18 protein-coding genes are annotated in these 16,608 nt (G+C 71.7%); 13 read left to right on the forward strand and 5 right to left on the reverse strand.

Going from position 1 to position 16,608, the window contains the following annotated elements:
- The first annotated feature begins 23 nt into the window (after window positions 1-23).
- From J3S20_RS03660 to J3S20_RS03695, 8 genes are all read left to right on the forward strand, one after another.
- Complete coding sequence (locus J3S20_RS03660) at window positions 24-1,436, forward strand: ATP-binding protein (RefSeq protein ID WP_216834691.1); 1,413 nt, start codon at window positions 24-26, stop codon at window positions 1,434-1,436.
- Between the two features lie 85 nt (window positions 1,437-1,521).
- On the forward strand, window positions 1,522-2,673 hold the full coding sequence (locus tag J3S20_RS03665) for a beta-glucosidase (RefSeq protein WP_343215145.1): 1,152 nt from the start codon (window positions 1,522-1,524) through the stop codon (window positions 2,671-2,673).
- A gap of 111 nt (window positions 2,674-2,784) precedes the next feature.
- Entirely contained in the window at window positions 2,785-3,963 is a 1,179-nt protein-coding gene (gene hemH / locus J3S20_RS03670) for a ferrochelatase (protein WP_216834693.1), read from the forward strand.
- Window positions 3,960-4,643, forward strand: coding sequence for an HAD family hydrolase (locus J3S20_RS03675; protein ID WP_216834695.1), 684 nt, complete (start codon window positions 3,960-3,962; stop codon window positions 4,641-4,643). The genes hemH and J3S20_RS03675 overlap by 4 nt, the downstream gene beginning before the upstream one ends.
- Window positions 4,640-5,092 (forward strand): protoporphyrinogen oxidase HemJ, encoded by a 453-nt coding sequence (hemJ, locus tag J3S20_RS03680; protein WP_216834697.1) that lies wholly within the window; start codon window positions 4,640-4,642, stop codon window positions 5,090-5,092. Before J3S20_RS03675 ends, hemJ begins: the two co-directional genes overlap by 4 nt.
- Before the next feature lie 377 nt (window positions 5,093-5,469).
- Window positions 5,470-6,744, forward strand: a complete 1,275-nt coding sequence (gene rho / locus J3S20_RS03685; RefSeq protein WP_216834699.1) for a transcription termination factor Rho — start codon at window positions 5,470-5,472, stop codon at window positions 6,742-6,744.
- 48 nt (window positions 6,745-6,792) lie between these two features.
- A complete protein-coding gene (locus tag J3S20_RS03690; RefSeq protein WP_216834701.1) occupies window positions 6,793-7,365 on the forward strand; it encodes an HD domain-containing protein in 573 nt (190 codons plus the stop codon).
- Window positions 7,362-8,108 (forward strand): GNAT family N-acetyltransferase, encoded by a 747-nt coding sequence (locus J3S20_RS03695; RefSeq protein ID WP_216834702.1) that lies wholly within the window; start codon window positions 7,362-7,364, stop codon window positions 8,106-8,108. The genes J3S20_RS03690 and J3S20_RS03695 overlap by 4 nt, the downstream gene beginning before the upstream one ends.
- Here the strand turns inward: J3S20_RS03695 and J3S20_RS03700 are convergent.
- The 3 genes from J3S20_RS03700 to rph are packed head-to-tail and all read right to left on the reverse strand — an operon-like array spanning window position 8,095 to window position 10,189.
- Window positions 8,095-8,829, reverse strand: coding sequence for an alpha/beta fold hydrolase (locus J3S20_RS03700; RefSeq protein WP_216834704.1), 735 nt, complete (start codon window positions 8,827-8,829; stop codon window positions 8,095-8,097). The two genes, J3S20_RS03695 and J3S20_RS03700, sit on opposite strands and share 14 nt — an antisense overlap.
- Window positions 8,826-9,440, reverse strand: coding sequence for a non-canonical purine NTP pyrophosphatase (locus tag J3S20_RS03705; RefSeq protein ID WP_216834706.1), 615 nt, complete (start codon window positions 9,438-9,440; stop codon window positions 8,826-8,828). The genes J3S20_RS03700 and J3S20_RS03705 overlap by 4 nt, the downstream gene beginning before the upstream one ends.
- Window positions 9,437-10,189 (reverse strand): ribonuclease PH, encoded by a 753-nt coding sequence (gene rph / locus J3S20_RS03710; RefSeq protein ID WP_216834708.1) that lies wholly within the window; start codon window positions 10,187-10,189, stop codon window positions 9,437-9,439. Before rph ends, J3S20_RS03705 begins: the two co-directional genes overlap by 4 nt.
- 198 nt (window positions 10,190-10,387) lie before the next feature.
- Between rph and J3S20_RS03715 the strand changes: the two genes are divergently transcribed.
- On the forward strand, window positions 10,388-10,588 hold the full coding sequence (locus J3S20_RS03715; RefSeq protein ID WP_216834710.1) for a hypothetical protein: 201 nt from the start codon (window positions 10,388-10,390) through the stop codon (window positions 10,586-10,588).
- Between the two features lie 16 nt (window positions 10,589-10,604).
- Here J3S20_RS03715 and J3S20_RS03720 read toward each other — a convergent pair whose 3' ends face one another.
- Window positions 10,605-12,542, reverse strand: a complete 1,938-nt coding sequence (locus J3S20_RS03720; RefSeq protein WP_216834712.1) for a polysaccharide biosynthesis protein — start codon at window positions 12,540-12,542, stop codon at window positions 10,605-10,607.
- Window positions 12,543-12,651: 109 nt separating this feature from the next.
- Between J3S20_RS03720 and J3S20_RS03725 the strand changes: the two genes are divergently transcribed.
- From J3S20_RS03725 to J3S20_RS03740, 4 genes are read left to right on the forward strand one after another with little or no spacing between them, the layout of a single operon-like run.
- On the forward strand, window positions 12,652-13,311 hold the full coding sequence (locus tag J3S20_RS03725) for a glutathione S-transferase family protein (RefSeq protein ID WP_216834714.1): 660 nt from the start codon (window positions 12,652-12,654) through the stop codon (window positions 13,309-13,311).
- Complete coding sequence (locus J3S20_RS03730) at window positions 13,308-14,192, forward strand: VOC family protein (RefSeq protein ID WP_216834716.1); 885 nt, start codon at window positions 13,308-13,310, stop codon at window positions 14,190-14,192. Before J3S20_RS03725 ends, J3S20_RS03730 begins: the two co-directional genes overlap by 4 nt.
- Window positions 14,189-14,938 carry an FkbM family methyltransferase gene (locus tag J3S20_RS03735; RefSeq protein ID WP_216834718.1) on the forward strand — a complete coding sequence of 250 codons (750 nt, stop codon included), beginning with the start codon at window positions 14,189-14,191 and terminating at the stop codon, window positions 14,936-14,938. Before J3S20_RS03730 ends, J3S20_RS03735 begins: the two co-directional genes overlap by 4 nt.
- Before the next feature lie 3 nt (window positions 14,939-14,941).
- Complete coding sequence (locus J3S20_RS03740; protein ID WP_216834720.1) at window positions 14,942-15,994, forward strand: glycosyltransferase family 4 protein; 1,053 nt, start codon at window positions 14,942-14,944, stop codon at window positions 15,992-15,994.
- Between the two features lie 2 nt (window positions 15,995-15,996).
- On the opposite strand, the gene J3S20_RS03745 is transcribed toward J3S20_RS03740, so the two are convergent.
- Window positions 15,997-16,605 carry a LysE family translocator gene (locus tag J3S20_RS03745; RefSeq protein WP_216834722.1) on the reverse strand — a complete coding sequence of 203 codons (609 nt, stop codon included), beginning with the start codon at window positions 16,603-16,605 and terminating at the stop codon, window positions 15,997-15,999.
- Window positions 16,606-16,608 lie beyond the last annotated feature (3 nt).

Here is a 16,608-nt window from a genome sequence, read left to right on the forward strand (position 1 = left end):
GGCGCGCCACGGGCTGACGCTCGGTGCCCGTCGCCGCCCCCCCGACCGGACGCTGGCTGGCCGGCGCGGCGCTGATCGGCGGCGTGCCGGCCATCGCCCTGCTGCTGCTGCTGCTGGGCGAGGCGGTGGACCCGGCCCCCGGCCTGCTGGCACTCGGCGCCACCATCGTCGCGGCCCTGACCGTGGCGCGCATCTGGCTCGGCAATGTCGGCAGTCTGGCCGCCGCGCTGCGCCAGGCTGCGGAGGGCGGCGGCATGGTGCCGGAACTGGCCGGGCCGCTGCTGCTGCCCTCGATCGCCGATGTGGCCGATACCGCCCGGCGCGTCGCCCGCGCCCTGCAATCCCGCACCGAGCAGGTCTCCCGCCTCCGCCAGGCGGATGAGGCGATCATCGAGCGCCTGCCCGACCCGCTGGTGGTGCTGGACGCGGATGGCGCGCCGCTGCGTGCCAATGCGGAAGCCCGCGCCCTGTTCGGCGCCGCGCCTGGCAGCGCCGGCGACCTCGCCGCCCTGCTGCGCCACCCGGCCCTGGCCGAGGCGGTCGCCGCCGCGCTGTCCGGCGGGCAGAAGCAGATGGCCGACATCGCTTTGCCCGTGCCGGTGCCGCGTGATCTGCGCGTGCATGCGGTGCCGATGGACCCGCCGCTCGGCGATGGCGGAAGGCTGCTGCTGGTGCTCTCGGATCGCACGCGGGACCGGGCGGTGGAGCGCATGCGCGCCGATTTTGTCGCCAATGCCAGCCATGAGCTGCGCACGCCGCTGGCCAGCCTGATCGGCTTCATCGAGACGCTGCGTGGCCCCGCCGTGGATGACCGGGAGGCCAGCGCCCGCTTCCTCGGCATCATGGCCGAACAGGCGGATCGCATGCGCCGGCTGATCGACGACCTGCTCGGCCTGTCCCGCATCGAGATCACGGAACACCAGCCCCCCACCGGCAGCGTCGACCTCGGCGCCCTTGCGGCGGCGGAGGTGGAGGCTATGGCGCCGATCCTCGCCACCCGCAGCGCGCGCGTGGCGCTGGAGGCGCCGGCCGGCCTGGTCGCCCGGCCCGCCGATGCCGGCCAGCTGGCCCAGGTGCTGCGCAACCTGCTGGAGAACGCCGTGCGCTATGGGCGGGAAGGCGGGACCATCCGCCTTGCCGTGGCCCCGGCCGAGGAGACGGTGCCGCCCCGCTGGCCCGCCCGGCCCGGCCTGGTGCTGACCGTGGCGGATGACGGTCCGGGCATTCCGCGCCAGCACCTGCCGCGCCTGACCGAGCGTTTCTACCGGGTCGATCGCGGCCGCGGCCGCAATGCCGGCGGCACCGGCCTCGGCCTCGCCATCGTCAAGCACATCGTGAACCGCCACCGCGGCCAGCTGCTGATCGAAAGCGAGGAAGGCGTCGGCTCCACCTTCCGGGTCTGGCTGCCGGCGGAAGCCGCCGGCAGGGCCGACTGAGACGGCGCGAATTCGCCGCGCCTGCGGGCACGTTCCGCCGCCTCGCGCGTTGGCGGAGTTCATTGGCCTGGCCCTGGAGTCTTGCGTGACCTTCCCCGCCCCCCTGTTCCAGTCCTTCTTCCTCGCCGGCTTCGAATGCTCCTCGCACCGGAACATGAGCCGCCGGCGCCTCGACATGATCGCCGCCACCCGGCACGACCTGCTGGCGCTGGAGGACTACAGCCAGCTGGCCGAGCACGGCATCCGCAGCGTCCGGGACGGGCTGCGCTGGCACCTGATCGAGACCTCGCCCGGGCATTACGACTGGTCCTCCCTGCTGCCGATGCTGCGCGCGGCGGAGGCGATGCGCACCCAGGTGATGTGGGACCTCTGCCATTACGGCTGGCCCGATGACCTCGATGTCTTCAGCCCCGCCTTCGTCGACCGCTTCGCCGCCTTCGCCGCCGCCTTCGCCCGCCTGCACCTGGAGGAGACCGGCTGCGCGCCCTTCCTCTGCCCGGTGAACGAGATCTCCTTCGTCGCCTTCTCCGGCGGCGACATGGCGCGCTCCTCGCCGCATGCCACCGGCCGCGGGATGGAGCTGAAGCGCAACCTCGTGCGCGCCTCCGCCGCCGCCATCCGCGCGGTGCGGGCAGTGGCGCCGGCGGCGCGCTTCGCCAGCATCGACCCCCTGATCCACATCGTCCCGCGCCATGCTGGGGAGGCCGAGGAGGTGCGCGCCCATAATGCCAGCCAGTGGCAGGCCTGGGACATGCTGGCGGGGCGGGAGGCGCCGGAACTCGGCGGGGCCGAGGATCTGCTGGATGTGATCGGCGTGAACTACTACTGGAACAACCAGTGGTTGCATCACGGGGAGCCGCTGAGCGTCTTCGACGCCACGCGCTTTCGCCCCTTCCGGGATCTGCTGGCGGAAGTCGCCGCCCGCTACGCGCCGCGCCCCATCTTCGTGGCCGAGACGAGCATCGAGGGCGCGCCCCGCCCGACCTGGCTGCGCTATGTGACGGAGGAGACGCTGGCCGCGGCGGCCGGCGGCGTGCCGGTGCAGGGCGTCTGTCTCTATCCCGTCATCTCCCATTTCGGATGGGACGAGGATCGCTACTGCGCCAATGGCCTGTTCGAGCTGACCCCGCTGCATGGCCGCCGCCAGGTGCATCGCCCCCTGGCGGGGGAGCTGGCGCGGCTGCAGACCCAGGTGGCGCAGGCGGCCACCGGGGCGCGCCGTGCCGCCCTTCGCTGACCCGCTGCGATAGTCGCTTTCGATCATTCCCATGGAAATCGCCCGGGCCGGACGTCATCCTGGCCCGCTTCCCCTTGACCCGGGGCCGCGACGTGGCATGTCCGGGCGGTGATGGACGCCCCAGCCCCCACCGTGCCCGCGCCTGCCACCTGCCCCAGCCCCGGGGGCGGCCGGAAGCGGCTGGCGGTGGTGCTGCTCAACCTCGGCGGCCCGGATGCGCCGGAGAGCATCCGGCCCTTCCTGGTGAACCTCTTCACCGATCCGGCGATCCTGCGCGTGCCGGGCTTCATCCGCCCCTGGCTCGGCCGGTTGATCGCCTGGCGCCGCACCAAGCCGGCGACGGAGAACTACGCCATCCTCGGCGGCAAGTCCCCGTTGCTGGAGCTGACCATCGAGCAGGGCCAGGCACTCGAAACCCTGCTGAATGCCGAGGGCGGTGACACGGTGAAATGCTTCACCGCCATGCGCTACTGGCACCCGATGAGCGATGAGACGGCCGCCGCCGTGAAGGCCTGGGCGCCGGATGAGGTGCTGCTGCTGCCGCTCTATCCGCAGTATTCCACCACCACCACCGGCAGCAGCGCGCTGGCCTGGGTGAAGGCGGCGGCGCGGGCGAAGCTGGAGGTGCCGACCACCACAATCTGCTGCTTCCACTCCCATCCCGGCTTCGCCAGCTCCACCGCCGAGATCGTGCGGGAGGCCTGGGACAAGGCGCGGGCGGAACTCGACCCCGCCATCCCGCTGCGCGTCCTGTTCAGCGCGCATGGCCTGCCCGAGAGCATCGTCACGGCGGGCGACCCCTATCAGTGGCAGGTGGAGCAGACGGTGGCCGGCGTGGTGGCGCGGCTGGATCTGCCCGATCTCGACCACGTCGTCTGCTTCCAGTCTCGCGTCACGCCCCAGAAGTGGATCGGACCCTCCACCGAGGACGAGCTGGAGCGCGCCGGCCACGACAAGGTCGCGGTGCTGGTGGTGCCCATCGCCTTCACCTCGGAGCATTCGGAGACGCTGGTGGAGCTGGACGTGGAATACCGGGAGGAGGCGGAGAAGCTGCACGTCCCCGGCTATTTCCGCGCCCCCGCCCAGAATTCCCACCCCGGCTTCATCCGGGCGCTGGCCGACCTGGTGCGGCACGGCCGCGACAGCGGGCGCACGCTGTGTTCCTTCGCCGGCCCGCGGCAATGCCCCAAGAACCACAAGGACTGCCCGCACGCCGCGCTGATCGCGAAGCTGGAGGCGATGCCCGGCACGCCGCCGGCCCGCACCGCCCGCGCCCGCACCGCGGCATGAGGCGCCCCGTCCTGCGGCCCGCCGCCGTTCTGTTCGACTGCGACGGCGTGCTGGCCGATAGCGAGGCGCTGCACAACCGCATCATCGCCGAGGAGATTTCGGCCCTGGGGTGGGAGATGGACGCGGCGGAGGCGGAGCGCCGCTTCATCGGCCTGTCCTGGCGCAATATCGTCCCCCTGGTGCAGGCCCGCCTCGGCCCCGATTCCGTGCCCGCGGATTTTGTCGAGGGCGTCGTCGCCCGCGTGCTGCGCGCGCTGCGGCAGGAGGTGGTGCCCGTCCCCGGCGTGCAGAAGGCGCTGCGCGCCATCCTCGCCGCCGGGATCCCCGTGGCAGTCGCCAGCAATTCCTCCCGCCCCGAGTTGCTGACCAAGCTGCATGGCCTCGGCCTGACCGAGGTCTTCCGCGGCCGCACCTTCTCCTACGACGACGTCGCCCTGCCCAAGCCGGCGCCCGACATGTACCGCGCGGCGGCCGAGGCCTGCGGCGCCGATCCGCGCGCCTGCGTGGTGGTGGAGGACAGCGTCACCGGCAGCCGCGCCGGCCGCGCCGCCGGCTGCCGCGTGCTCGGCTTCGCCCATGCCACCGACCCGGCCGAGTTGACGGCGGTGGGCGCCGAAGTCTTCCACGAGATGGCGGCGCTGCCCGGCCTGCTCGGCCTGAACGCGGAGAGCCTGGCATGACGCTCGACTTTCTCGCGCCGCTCTACCCCTGGACCAAGGCGCTGCATCTGATCGCGGTGATCGCCTGGATGGCGGGGCTGTTCTACCTGCCGCGGCTGTTCATCTACCACTTCCAGGTGCCGGTCGGGGATGCGCGGTCGGAGCTGTTCAAGGTGATGGAACGGCGGCTGCTGAAGGCCATCATGAACCCGGCGATGATCGCCACCTGGGTGCTGGGCCTGGCGCTGATCCTGACCCCCGGCGTGGTGGACTGGACCGCCGGCTGGTGGCACCTGAAGCTGACCTCGGTGCTGCTGATGTCTGGCTTCCACGGCATGCTGGGCGCCGCCCGCAAGCGCTTCGAGGCCGATGGCCGGCCGCGGACGGAGCGTGCCTGGCGCTATTGGAACGAGGTGCCGACGCTGCTGCTGATCGTCATCGTCATCATGGTGATCGTGAAGCCGTTCTGAGCGGCAAGGCCGGGGAGAAGGTATTCTCCCCGGACCCCTCATCTGTTTTCGGGAATGGGGGGTGCGGCCACGGGGCGGAGGAAGCGCTTGCAAAGCCCCCGAAAAACCGCCATCTGTGGATTGACGGTCTGCCGCGCGGCCCATAGGGTCGCTGCGTCCTTCCGACAAATCGGCGCAGCGTCGCGTCCTGCGGCGTAGCCGGTCCCTCCTCTCCTCAGACTTCTCCTGGTCGCCGCAACCCAACCCGTGCAACGGGATCGCGGCGCGGGAATGGCCCTTCGGACCCGTGGCCCTCGCCGGCACCAGGGACCAGGGCCCAGACCGAGACCCCAGGTCCGCCCGATCCCCTTCCTCGCGCACGACGGACGCGTCCGCACATGCATCTCTCCGAACTCAAGGCCAAGTCCCCGGCCGATCTCCTCGCCTTCGCAGAATCCCTGCAGGTCGAGAACGCGTCGTCCCTGCGCAAGCAGGACATCATGTTCGCGATCCTGAAGACCCTGGCGGAGAACGAGCAGGCCATCTACGGCGACGGCACGCTGGAAATCCTGCCGGACGGCTTCGGCTTCCTGCGCAGCCCGCAGGCCAACTTCCTGCCCGGCCCCGATGATATCTACGTCTCCCCCGCCCAGGTGCGCCGCTTCGGCCTGCGCACCGGCGATACGGTGGAAGGCCAGATCCGGGCGCCCAAGGATGGCGAGCGCTACTTCGCCCTGCTGAAGGTCGACACCATCAATTTCGAGCCGCCCGAGGCGCTCAAGCACCGCATCAACTTCGACAACCTGACGCCGCTGTATCCGACGCGGCGCCTGAAGATGGAAAACCCCGAGGCCGAGGCCGTCGCGAAGGGCCCGACCAAGGACTACACCCACCGCATCATCGACCTGGTGGCCCCCATCGGCATGGGCCAGCGCGCCCTGGTCGTGGCGCCGCCGCGCACCGGCAAGACGGTGATGCTGCAGAACATCGCCAAGTCCATCACGGCGAACCACCCCGACGTCTTCCTCATCGTGCTGCTGATCGACGAGCGCCCCGAGGAAGTCACCGACATGGCCCGCACCGTGCGCGGCGAAGTCGTGGCCTCCACCTTCGACGAGCCGGCCACCCGCCACGTGCAGGTGACGGAGATGGTGCTGGAGAAGGCCAAGCGCCTGGTCGAGCACAAGCGGGATGTCGTGATCCTGCTGGACTCCATCACCCGCCTCGGCCGCGCCTACAACTCGGTCGTGCCGTCCTCCGGCAAGGTGCTGACCGGCGGCGTGGACGCCAACGCCCTGCAGCGCCCCAAGCGCTTCTTCGGCGCGGCGCGCAATATCGAGGAAGGCGGCAGCCTCACCATCATCGCCACCGCGCTGATCGACACCGGCAGCCGCATGGACGAGGTGATCTTCGAGGAGTTCAAGGGCACCGGCAATTCCGAGCTCATCCTCGACCGCAAGCTGTCCGACAAGCGTACCTTCCCGGCGATCGACATCACCAAGTCCGGCACCCGCAAGGAGGAGCTGCTGGTGGATCGCGCGACGCTGTCCAAGATGTGGGTCCTGCGCCGCATCCTGAACCCGATGGGCACGCAGGATTCCATGGAGTTCCTGCTGGACAAGCTGAAATACAGCAAGACCAACCAGGACTTCTTCGACGCGATGAACACCTGACCTTGCGCGGGGGCGGCATCGCGCCGCCCTCGCCCGCCGGACTTCGCCATGGACCAGCCCACCCTATCCGCCCGCCTGATGCGCGCCGCCGTCTTCGCCGCCCGCGTCCATGCCGGCCATCGCCGCAAGGGCGCCGCCGCCGAGCCCTATGTGAACCACGTCCTGGAAGTGGCGCAGATCCTGGCCGAGCACGGCGCGCCGGAGGATGCCATCCTCGCCGCCCTGCTGCACGACACGGTCGAGGACAGCGACGCCGATCCGGACCCCATCACCCATGACCGCCTGGTGGCCGAATTCGGCGCCGAGGTCGCGGGCCTGGTGGCGGAGGCGACGGATGACAAGTCGCTCCCCAAGGAAGCCCGCAAGGCGCTGCAGGTGCGCCACGCGCCGGGGCGCTCTCCGGCCGCCAAGATGCTGAAGCTGGCGGACAAGATCTCCAACCTCCGCGCCATCACGACCAGCCCTCCGGCGGGCTGGGATCATGCGCGGCGAGTGGAATATGTCGGCTGGGCCGGGCGCGTCGCCGCCGGGCTGAAGGGCGCCAATCCCGCGCTGGATGCGCTGTTCGAGACCACCTATCGCGCGGCCATCGCCGGCCTCGCCGCGGAGACGCCTGCGTGACCACCCCGGATATCCTGCTCATCGAGCAGGCGACGCTGACCGCCGTGCCCGCCCCCATCCTGGCCTTCGACGGCCCCTTCGTGTTCCGCCGCTTCCTGGGCGGCACCGGCCGCGCCAATGCCGCCTGCGGCCTGGACCCGCGCCCCGACCCCGACCTGCCCGCCCGCATCGCCCGCGCCGAGGCTTTTTACACATCCGCCGGCCAGCCCTGCCGCTTCCGCTCCACGCCGCTGGATCCGGAGGGCCTGACCGATCTGCTGGCCGCGCGCGGCTATACCGCCCATGACCACAGCCAGGTGATCGGCGGCTCGCTGGCTGGCTTCGCCCGCCACGACCCGGCCGTGCGCTTCCTGACCGGCCCCGCGCCCGAATGGCTGGAAGTGGTCGGTACCGCGGAGCACCAGGTGCCCGCCCGCCGCGCCGAGAAGGCCCGCATGGCGGAGCTGCTGGGCGTGCCCGCCGCCTGGGCGCTGCTCGAGATCGACGGCATCGCCGCCGCCAGCGCCTTCGTCACTGCCCAGGGCCGCTGCGCCGGACTGTTCGACCTGGCGGTGCGCCGCGAATTCCGCCGCCGCGGCCTCGGCCAGCGGGTGATGGCGGCGGCCGGCGCCTGGGGCGCGGACCAGGGCGCGGACTGGGCCTATGCCCAGGTCTCCTGCACCAACCTCGCCTCGCTGGCGATGAATGCCGGCCTCGGCCTGACCGAGCACTACCGCTACGCCTATTGGCTCAAGGCGGGCTGAGCGGGCAGGCGGCCGGCGGCGGGCCTGCAAAATCCAGGAAGGCGGCCAGGCAGGCGCCGAACAGGCGGTCGAAGGCCTCCTCCTGCACGCCGCCATGGCCGGTCGGGGCCTCGGGCCGGTCCAGCAGCAGCCCGGCCGCGCCCAGCCGGGCGGTGGCGGCGCGGAAGACGGCGGCGCGGGCCTCCGGGTCCGGGTCCCAGCCATCGTCGCGGAACAGCAGCAGCGCCAGGCGCTGCCCCGGGGTCGGCGCGGCGGCGGCCAGCGCGGCCGTGAAATCGGCCAGGGCCTGCGGGCGCCGCTCCACCCGCCTTCCATGCGCGGCGGGTGCGGCCAGCACCACCGCATCGGCCACGCCAGGATAGCGCAGCGCGACCAGTGCGATGAAGGCGCCGCGGCTTTCCCCCACCACTGCCACGCGCCGATAGCCCCGCGCCCGCAACGCTGCGCTTCCCGCCGCCAGCCCGGCCGCGCCGGCCTCCAGCGGGTCCCGCCCGCCGGCGCGATCGTAGCGCCAGAGGTCCCAGCCCGCCGCCACCAGCCGAGACGTCCAGCCCGGCGCCGCGGGGGGTGGCCCCTCGATGTAATGCGGATGCAGCCAGACCAGCGCGCCGGTGGCCGCCGCATCCCGCGCCACCACCCCGGCCTCCGTCCGCAGCGGCCCCGCCTCCTCCGCCATCGCCGGCCAGGCGAGCAGCAGAAGCAGCAGGGCCGCGCGGATCATGCGGGCGGCGGCAGGCAGGCCTCGGCCAGCAGCCGGAAGGCCGCGGCGCGATGGCTGATGGTGTGCTTGGCCTCGGTGGTCATTTCCCCAAAGGTCTCGGCGCCGCCCTCGGGTACGAACATCGGGTCGTAGCCAAAGCCATTGGCGCCGCGCGGCGGCCAGACCCACTGGCCATGCGCCTCCCCCAGGAAACCCTCCGTGTGCCCATCCGGCCAGGCCAGCACCAGGGCGCAGGAGAACCAGGCCCGCCGATCCGCCGCATGCCGCGCGAGCTTTTCGACCTTGCCCATGGCCATCGCGTAGTCGCGCCCTGCCGGCGTCTCCGCCCAATCCGCCGTCCGCACCCCCGGCGCGCCATCCAGGGCGGCCACGGAAAACCCGCTGTCATCCGCAAGCGCCACCAGGCCGGAGGCCCGCGCCGCGGCCAGCGCCTTGATGCTGGCGTTGCCCAGGAAGGTGTCCTCGGTCTCCTCCGGCTCCGGCAGCCCCAGCTCCTTGGCGCTGATGATGGAAATGCCGTGCGGGGCCAACAGCGCCGCATTCTCGCGCACCTTCCCCGCATTGTGCGAGGCCAGCACGATCCGGGTCTCCGCCAAGCGCCGATGCGTCATCCGCGGATCGCCACCTTCTGCATCTCGAACAGCTTGCCCGTTCCGGCGCGAGCCAGCGCCATCAGCTTGAGCAGCTCCTCCTCGCTGAAGGGCGCGCCCTCGGCCGTCGCCTGCACCTCCACCACGCCGCCGGAGCCGGTCATGACGAAATTGCCGTCCGTCTCCGCCTTGCTGTCCTCGGCATAGTCGAGATCCAGCACCGGCGTGCCCTGCCAGACGCCGCAGGAAATCGCCGCCACATGATCGCGCAGCGGGTTCACCTTCAGGATGTTGGACCTGATGCAATGCTGGAAGGCGAGATGCAGCGCCACCCAGGCGCCGGTGATCGCCGCACAGCGCGTGCCGCCATCCGCCGTCAGCACATCGCAATCGAGGGTGATGGACATCTCCCCCATCGCCTTCAGATCCGTCACGGCGCGCAAGGACCGCCCGATCAGCCGCTGGATCTCCTGCGTCCGTCCGGACTGCTTGCCCTTCGCCGCCTCCCGGTCCCCGCGCGTGTGCGTGGCCCGCGGCAACATGCCGTACTCCGCCGTGACCCAGCCCTGGCCCGTATTGCGCAGGAAGGGCGGCACCCGACTCTCGATGCTGGCGGTGCAGAGCACCTCCGTCACCCCGAAACGGATGAGGCAGGACCCCTCCGCATGGCGCGAGGCGCCGGGGGTGAGCGTGACCTCCCGCATCGCATCGGCGACACGACCGGAAGGACGGACGAAGGGGGCTTTGAAGCCGGCAGGGAAATCGATCATGGGGCGCTGCGTATCACGGGGGATGAAGACGGGGGAGTGAACTCCGCAAGGGAGATACCTGGGCCCCCTCCTTTTTTCGGGACTGCGCCAGATGGGGAGGACGGCGCTCAGGCAGGGGAGATAGGTTGGGCTGCTGCCAACCACCTTCATAGAAAGGCGGTGATTTCGCCCTTCTGACGCCGGACGAGGAGCCGCCCGATGGTCAAGCTCACATTGGCCGAACTGGAGAGAAGAATTGAGGCGCGCAGGGCCGAACTCGGCCTGATCGACAAGCCCGAGAGTATAGAAGCGCTGCGCAACAAGGGCACCAACCGCACCGAGGAAAAGCGCGAACTCCTGCGTCGGATCGAGCAGCGCGCCAAGGCCGCCGGCCGCACGCCACCCCGCGCCTACTACTGAACCGCGCGGGGGGGGATCAGCCCCCGCCCGTCCCATCCTCATGCGCAAACTCCGGCACCAGCGCCGAGAGCCGCGCCAGCGCCGCTGCACCCTCGCCCCGCTCCGCCAGCCCCGCGATCTCGTCGATCGCCCGCCCCATCTCCGCCGCATCCGTCGTCCGCGGCACCGCCACCAGCAGCCCCGCGAAATTCGTCGGCTGCGGCGGCTCCTGTCCGTGGAACAACTCCTCGAACAGCTTCTCGCCCGGGCGCAGCCCCGTGAAGCGGATTTCCACATCCTCTTCCGGCCGCAGCCCGGCCAGGCGGATCATGCGCCGCGCCAGGTCCACGATCTTCACGGGCTCGCCCATGTCGAGCACGAAGATGCCGCCCTCGCGCAGCTCCTTCGGCTGGTCGGCGCGGTCGGTCGCGCCCACCACGCTCGCCTGCAGCACCAGCCCCACCGCCTCGCGCACCGTCATGAAGTAGCGGCGCATGTCGGGGTGGGTCACGGTCAGCGGCCCGCCGCGCTCCAGCTGCCGGCGGAACAGCGGCACCACGGATCCGGTGGAGCCCAGCACATTGCCGAAGCGCACCGTTACCAGCCGCATCCCCGCGCCGGCCAGCCGTGCCTCCCGGTCCCGCGCCTGGCAGTACATTTCCGCAAGCCTCTTCGAGGCCCCCATCACGCTGGTCGGGTTCACCGCCTTGTCGGTGCTGATGAACACCATCAGCGAACAGCCCGCGGCCCGCGCCGCATCCGCCACCACGCGGGTGCCAGCGGCATTGGTCAGCAGCCCCTCCATCGGGTCGTTCTCGACCATCGGCACATGCTTCAGCGCCGCGGCGTGGAACACCAGCTCCGGCCGGATCTCGGCAAACAGCCGCCCGATCCGCTCCGCATCGCGCACATCGGCCAGCACGGCCCGCCGAGGCACCGCCGGGTGCCGCTCCCGCAACTCCAGGTCGATTTCGTACAGCACGTATTCGCCGTGATCGAGCAGCGTCAGGCTGGCTGGGCCTAGCGCCGCCACCTGCCGCGCCAGCTCCCCGCCGATGGTCCCGCCCGCGCCCGTCACCAGCACGCGCCTGCCCTGCACAAGGCGGGCCATGCCTTCCCGGTCCAGCGGCACCTGCGGGCGGTCCAGCAGATCCTCGATCTCGACGGGCCGCAGCGTCACGCGCCGATCCGGCTCCGCGCGCTCGCCCGGCCGGCGGCTGGCCGGGCCGAGCGCCGTCACCCGCGGCGCGCGCTTCACCGGCACGCCGTGCCGGTCCGCCGCGTCCAGCAGGCGTTGCAGCGCCGCGCCCTGCAGGTCCGGCGTCGCCAGGATGATCTGGGCCGGCAGCCGCCCTTCCTCGCGCAGCCCGTCCAGCACGGCGGCCGCATCCTCCACCGTGCCGAGGATTGGCAGCCCATGGATGCGCCGGCCGAGCTGCCGCGCCCGCTGCGACAGGATGCCCACCACCCGGTAGGCCGGGCTGCGTTCCTGGGCGAGCGCGCGGATGAACAGGTCCGCCCCATCCCCGGCGCCCACCAGTAGCGCGGGCTGTGCCGGCGTCTCGCTCAGCGGCCCGGCGCGCCCCGCATGCTGCAGCCGCGCGGCAATCCGGGGCGCCGCCAGCAGCGCCGCCAGCACCAGCGCATGGATGACGGGAAAGCCGATATTCTCGGACCGCCAGGCACCGGACAGGTGCAGCCCGATCCAGAACAGCACCGCCCCGCCCAGCGCCGCGCCGGAACTGGCCAGCAATTCGGGTAGCGACGCGAAGCGCCAGTATTGCTGCGGCAGCCGCAGCGGCAGCCCGGCCAGCAGCAGCGCCGCCGCCGCCCCCGGCACCGCGCCCAGCCACCAAAGCCCCGGCGGCCAGGCGCCCGGCGCGGCCAGCCACACCGCCGCCGGCAGGGCGAGTGCCGCCACCAGCGCGTCCAGCCCCAGATTGAGGAGTATCCGATCCCGCGCCGATGCCGCCATGCCGCCTCCATAGCCCTGCGCGGGTTTCCCCGGAAGGCGCCGCGCCGGGCGTTCGACGCCGTGCCTCCTTCGTGCCAATTTGCGGCCGGTCCAACGGGTGGGAAAGACGATGGCCGAAGGCAGGCTGGTGATCGGAACCAAGCGCTACTCCTCCTGGAGCCTGCGCGGCTGGCTGATGGTGCATCTGGCGCAGCTGGATGTGGAAGAGGTGGTGATCCCGCTGGCCGGCGGCGGCGGCACCCAGGCCATCAAGGCCGTCTCCCCCAATGCCCTGGTGCCCTACCTGGAACACCGCGGTGCGCGGGTGTGGGAAAGCCTGGCCATCGCGGAATACTGCGCGGAATTCAAGGCGGACCTCTGGCCGCGCAACCGCACGGCCCGCGCCCATGCCCGCTCCATCGCGTCGGAGATGCATGCCGGCTTCCGCGCGCTGCGCATGGCCATGCCGATGAATCTCGGCCGCGAATTCCCGGGCCATGGCCGCAACCCCGAAAGCCTCGCCGATATCGCCCGCATCGAGGCGATCTGGGCCGAGGCGCTGGGCCTCTACGGCGGCCCGTTCCTGATGGGCCCGGATTTCGGCCTGGCGGACGCCATGTACGCCCCCGTCGTCGCCCGCTTCCTCACCTGGAAGCCGGAGCTTTCGGCCGCCGCCCAAGCTTATGTCGCCGCCGTCCGCGCCCATCCCCTGGTCGATCGCTGGTATGCCGAGGCCGCCGCCGAGCCCGCGGATTGGCTGCTGCCGAAATACGAAAGCCCCGCCCTGTGAGCTTCGCCACCACACTCGACCATGTCGGCCTCTGCACCGCCGATCTGCCGGCCCTGACCGCGGCCTGGGAACGCATGGGCTTCGCCCTGTCGCCCTTCGCCCAGCAATCCGGCAAGCGCACGCCCGATGGTCCGGTGGAGCCCTATGGCACCGGCAATCGCTGCGCCTTCCTGGAGCACGGCTATATCGAGCTGCTGGGGCTGGTCGACCCAACCCTCTTCGCCAATGGCCTGGACGGCTTCCTGGCGCGCTACGCCGGCGCGCATATCATCGCCTTCGGCATCCAGGACGCCGAGGGCAACCTCGAGCGCCTGCGCCGCGGCGGCCTGCCCATCCCCGGCGTGTCCTGGCTGCAGCGCCCGGTGGAGGCAGGCGGCCCGATCGCCCGCTTCGCCCGCCTGCCCTTCCCGGATGCGCCGGAGGGCCGCATGCAGCTCATCCAGCACCTGACGCCGGAGCTGGTCTGGGACCGCCGCTGGATGGGCCATCGCAACGGCGCCGTGGCGCTGGAGACCACGATCCTGGCGGTCGCCGACCCGGCGGCGACAACAGCGCGCCTGTCGCAGCTCACCGGCCAGCCGGCGCGGCCCGATCCGCTGGCCGGCTTCGTGCTGACCCTGCCGGGCGTGGCCGGCGGCGCGGGGCCTTTCTCGCCGGCCCTGCCGACGCATCTCCGCATCCTGCCGCAGTCCGCCCTCAGCCAGGTGCTGCCCGGCGTGACGGCGCCGACCTTGCCCTTCATCGCCGGCTTGGTGATCCGCACCAACGACCAGGGCCAGGCCGCCCGCGCCGTGCTGACCGGCCTGCCAAGCCGGGAAACGCCCGACGGCATCATGGTGCCGCCCGAGGCCGCCGGCGGTGCCGCGGTGGTCTTCGCGTGACCACCCTTTCCGCCATCCGCCATTCGCTGCGCACCTATTACGGCCCCGGCCGTGCTGCCGCGCTGGACGCGTTCCACGCGCGCTTCCTGGGGCCGGGCGAGCTCGGCTTCGATATCGGCAGCCATGTCGGCGACCGCAGCGCCAGCTTCTTGCGCCTCGGCGCCCGCGCCCTGGCGGTGGAGCCGCAGCCGCGCCTCGCCCGTCTGATCCGCCTGATGCTGGGCCGCAGTCCCGGCTTCACCCTGGTTTCCGCCTTGGTCGGCTCGGAGCCCGGCACCGCCACCCTGCGGGTCAATTCCCGGAATCCTACGGTTGCCAGCGCCTCCCCGGATTTCATCGCCGCCGCCGAAGGCGCCGAGGGCTGGGAGGATCAGGTCTGGGACACAGAACTCACCCTGCCCGTCACCACGCTGGACGCCCTGGCCGCGCAGCACGGCGCGCCCGACTTCCTGAAGATCGACGTCGAGGGCTATGAGGCCGTGGCGCTCTCCGGCCTCACCCAGGCCCCGCGCAGCCTCTCCTTCGAATTCACCACCATCCAGCGCGACGTGGCCGCGCAGTGCCTGGCGAAGCTCGCCGCCCTGGGCTACCGCCACTTCAACGCCTGCCTCGGCGAGGGCATGTCCTTCGCCCACCCCGCCCCGATCCCGGCCGAGCCCATGGCCGCCTGGATCGCCGCCCTGCCCCACGCCGCCAATTCCGGCGATGTCTATGCCAGCCTGGAGCCCGCGCGGCTGACCCCCTGACCGATGCAATTCCACGCCCTGATCGAGCACCTGGCCTATGCCGGCGGGCTCGCCCTTCTCTCGGCCGCCGTGGTGCGGCTGATGATCGCCTTTCCGATCCTCGACACGCCAAATGGCCGCAGTGCGCACAAGACGCCGACACCGCGCGGCGGGGGCCTGGGCGTGGTGGTGGCCTTCGTCTCCGGCATGCTGGCGCTGTACCTGACGGCCCGCTTCGCCCGCATCGCGGAGACGCAGTTTTTGGGGGTGATCCTGGCGGCCGTCGCCATTGCCGCCGTCGCGCTGGTCGATGACGTGCGGGACCTCTCCGCAAGACTCCGGCTGGCGGCGCAATGCGGCGTGGCGCTGGTGGCGGTGGGCAGCGGGCTGGTGATCTCGCGCCTCGCCTTGCCCTGGATCGGCGTGGTGGATCTGGGCCTGTTCGGCCTGGTGCTGACGCTGGTCTGGATCGTCGGCTGCACCAATGCGGTGAACTTCATGGATGGGCTGGACGGGCTGGTCGGCGGCACGCTGCTGCTGGCGGCCGCGGCGCTGGCGCTGATCGCGGCGCTGCAGGGCGGCTGGTTCGTCTATGCCGCGGCCCTGTTCCTGGCGGCCGGCTTCGCGGGATTCCTGCCCTTCAACCTGCACCCGGCGCGCATCTTCATGGGCGATGTCGGCAGCCAGTTCTCCGGCTTCATCTTCGCCACCCTGGCGGTCGCCGCCGCGCGCTTCGACGGGCAGCAGGTTTCCTTCCTGATCGTCCCGCTGCTGATCTTCGGCCTGCTCTTCGATGCCGGCTTCACCCTGGCCCGCCGCGCCTTGATGGGCGAGCGGCTGGCCGAGGGCCACCGGACGCATCTGTATCAGCTGGCCCAGCGCGCCGGCGTGCCGACCCGCGCGGTGGCGGCCACGCATTGGGCCTTCACCCTGTTCCACGCCGGACTGGCGCTGCTGTTCCTGGACATGTCGCCCTCGGCCAAGCCGCTGGTGGTGGTGCCGGCGCTGGCCGTGCAATGCGCCTGGCTGGCCTATGTGATGCGCCGGATGCGCGCCGCCGGCCTCGGCTGGCGCTGAGATCAGCGCGCGGCGATGGTCGCCGCCGTGCCGGCCATCACCGTGGCGCCGCCGCGATTCATCCAGCGCATGGCACAAGGCGAGGTGAACAGCCGCCGCGCCCGCGCCGCCGCCAGCGCATAGCCCCCCAGCACGCCGCCGCAGACCAGCACGATCACCAGCGCCAATTCGACAAAGCCCAGTAATGTCAGCCCGCCGAGATCCACCACCGTGGGGAGCAGGGCGAAGAAGAACATCATCGCCTTCGGATTGCCGAGGTTCACGGCCAGCCCCGCCAGGAACATCCGGCCCGCATCCGCCACCGGCGGCGGTGCCGCCAGCGGCCGGACCGGCGCCCGCCACATCTTCCAGGCGAGGAACAGCAGATAGGCGGCGCCGGCATAGCGGATCACCTCGAAGACGCCGCCGAGCGAGGCGGCGAGCAGCGCCAGGCCCGTGGCCGCCAGGGTGAACCAGACCAGCGCCGCCACCACCACGCCCGCCACGAAGGCCGGCGCGCCGCCGAGGCCCTGGGCCAGCACGCGCGCGATCAGCGCCGTGACGCTGGGCCCCGGCAGCACCAGCACCGCGAGGTAGGAGGCCGCGAATAGCAGCAGGGCTGCGGGCTCCATCGC

The organism is Falsiroseomonas tokyonensis, assembly GCF_019024325.1.
GTDB lineage: Bacteria > Pseudomonadota > Alphaproteobacteria > Acetobacterales > Acetobacteraceae > Falsiroseomonas > Falsiroseomonas tokyonensis.

Coding starts and splice junctions, on each gene's coding strand:
- hemH (WP_216834693.1), top strand. CDS start 2,785: ATGGACGCCCCAGCCCCCACCGTGCCCGCGCCTGCCACCTGCCCCAGC.
- J3S20_RS03675 (WP_216834695.1), top strand. CDS start 3,960: ATGAGGCGCCCCGTCCTGCGGCCCGCCGCCGTTCTGTTCGACTGCGAC.
- hemJ (WP_216834697.1), top strand. CDS start 4,640: ATGACGCTCGACTTTCTCGCGCCGCTCTACCCCTGGACCAAGGCGCTG.
- rho (WP_216834699.1), top strand. CDS start 5,470: ATGCATCTCTCCGAACTCAAGGCCAAGTCCCCGGCCGATCTCCTCGCC.
- J3S20_RS03690 (WP_216834701.1), top strand. CDS start 6,793: ATGGACCAGCCCACCCTATCCGCCCGCCTGATGCGCGCCGCCGTCTTC.
- J3S20_RS03700 (WP_216834704.1), bottom strand. CDS start 8,829: ATGATCCGCGCGGCCCTGCTGCTTCTGCTGCTCGCCTGGCCGGCGATG.
- J3S20_RS03705 (WP_216834706.1), bottom strand. CDS start 9,440: ATGACGCATCGGCGCTTGGCGGAGACCCGGATCGTGCTGGCCTCGCAC.
- rph (WP_216834708.1), bottom strand. CDS start 10,189: ATGATCGATTTCCCTGCCGGCTTCAAAGCCCCCTTCGTCCGTCCTTCC.
- J3S20_RS03715 (WP_216834710.1), top strand. CDS start 10,388: ATGGTCAAGCTCACATTGGCCGAACTGGAGAGAAGAATTGAGGCGCGC.
- J3S20_RS03720 (WP_216834712.1), bottom strand. CDS start 12,542: ATGGCGGCATCGGCGCGGGATCGGATACTCCTCAATCTGGGGCTGGAC.
- J3S20_RS03725 (WP_216834714.1), top strand. CDS start 12,652: ATGGCCGAAGGCAGGCTGGTGATCGGAACCAAGCGCTACTCCTCCTGG.
- J3S20_RS03740 (WP_216834720.1), top strand. CDS start 14,942: ATGCAATTCCACGCCCTGATCGAGCACCTGGCCTATGCCGGCGGGCTC.
- J3S20_RS03745 (WP_216834722.1), bottom strand. CDS start 16,605: ATGGAGCCCGCAGCCCTGCTGCTATTCGCGGCCTCCTACCTCGCGGTG.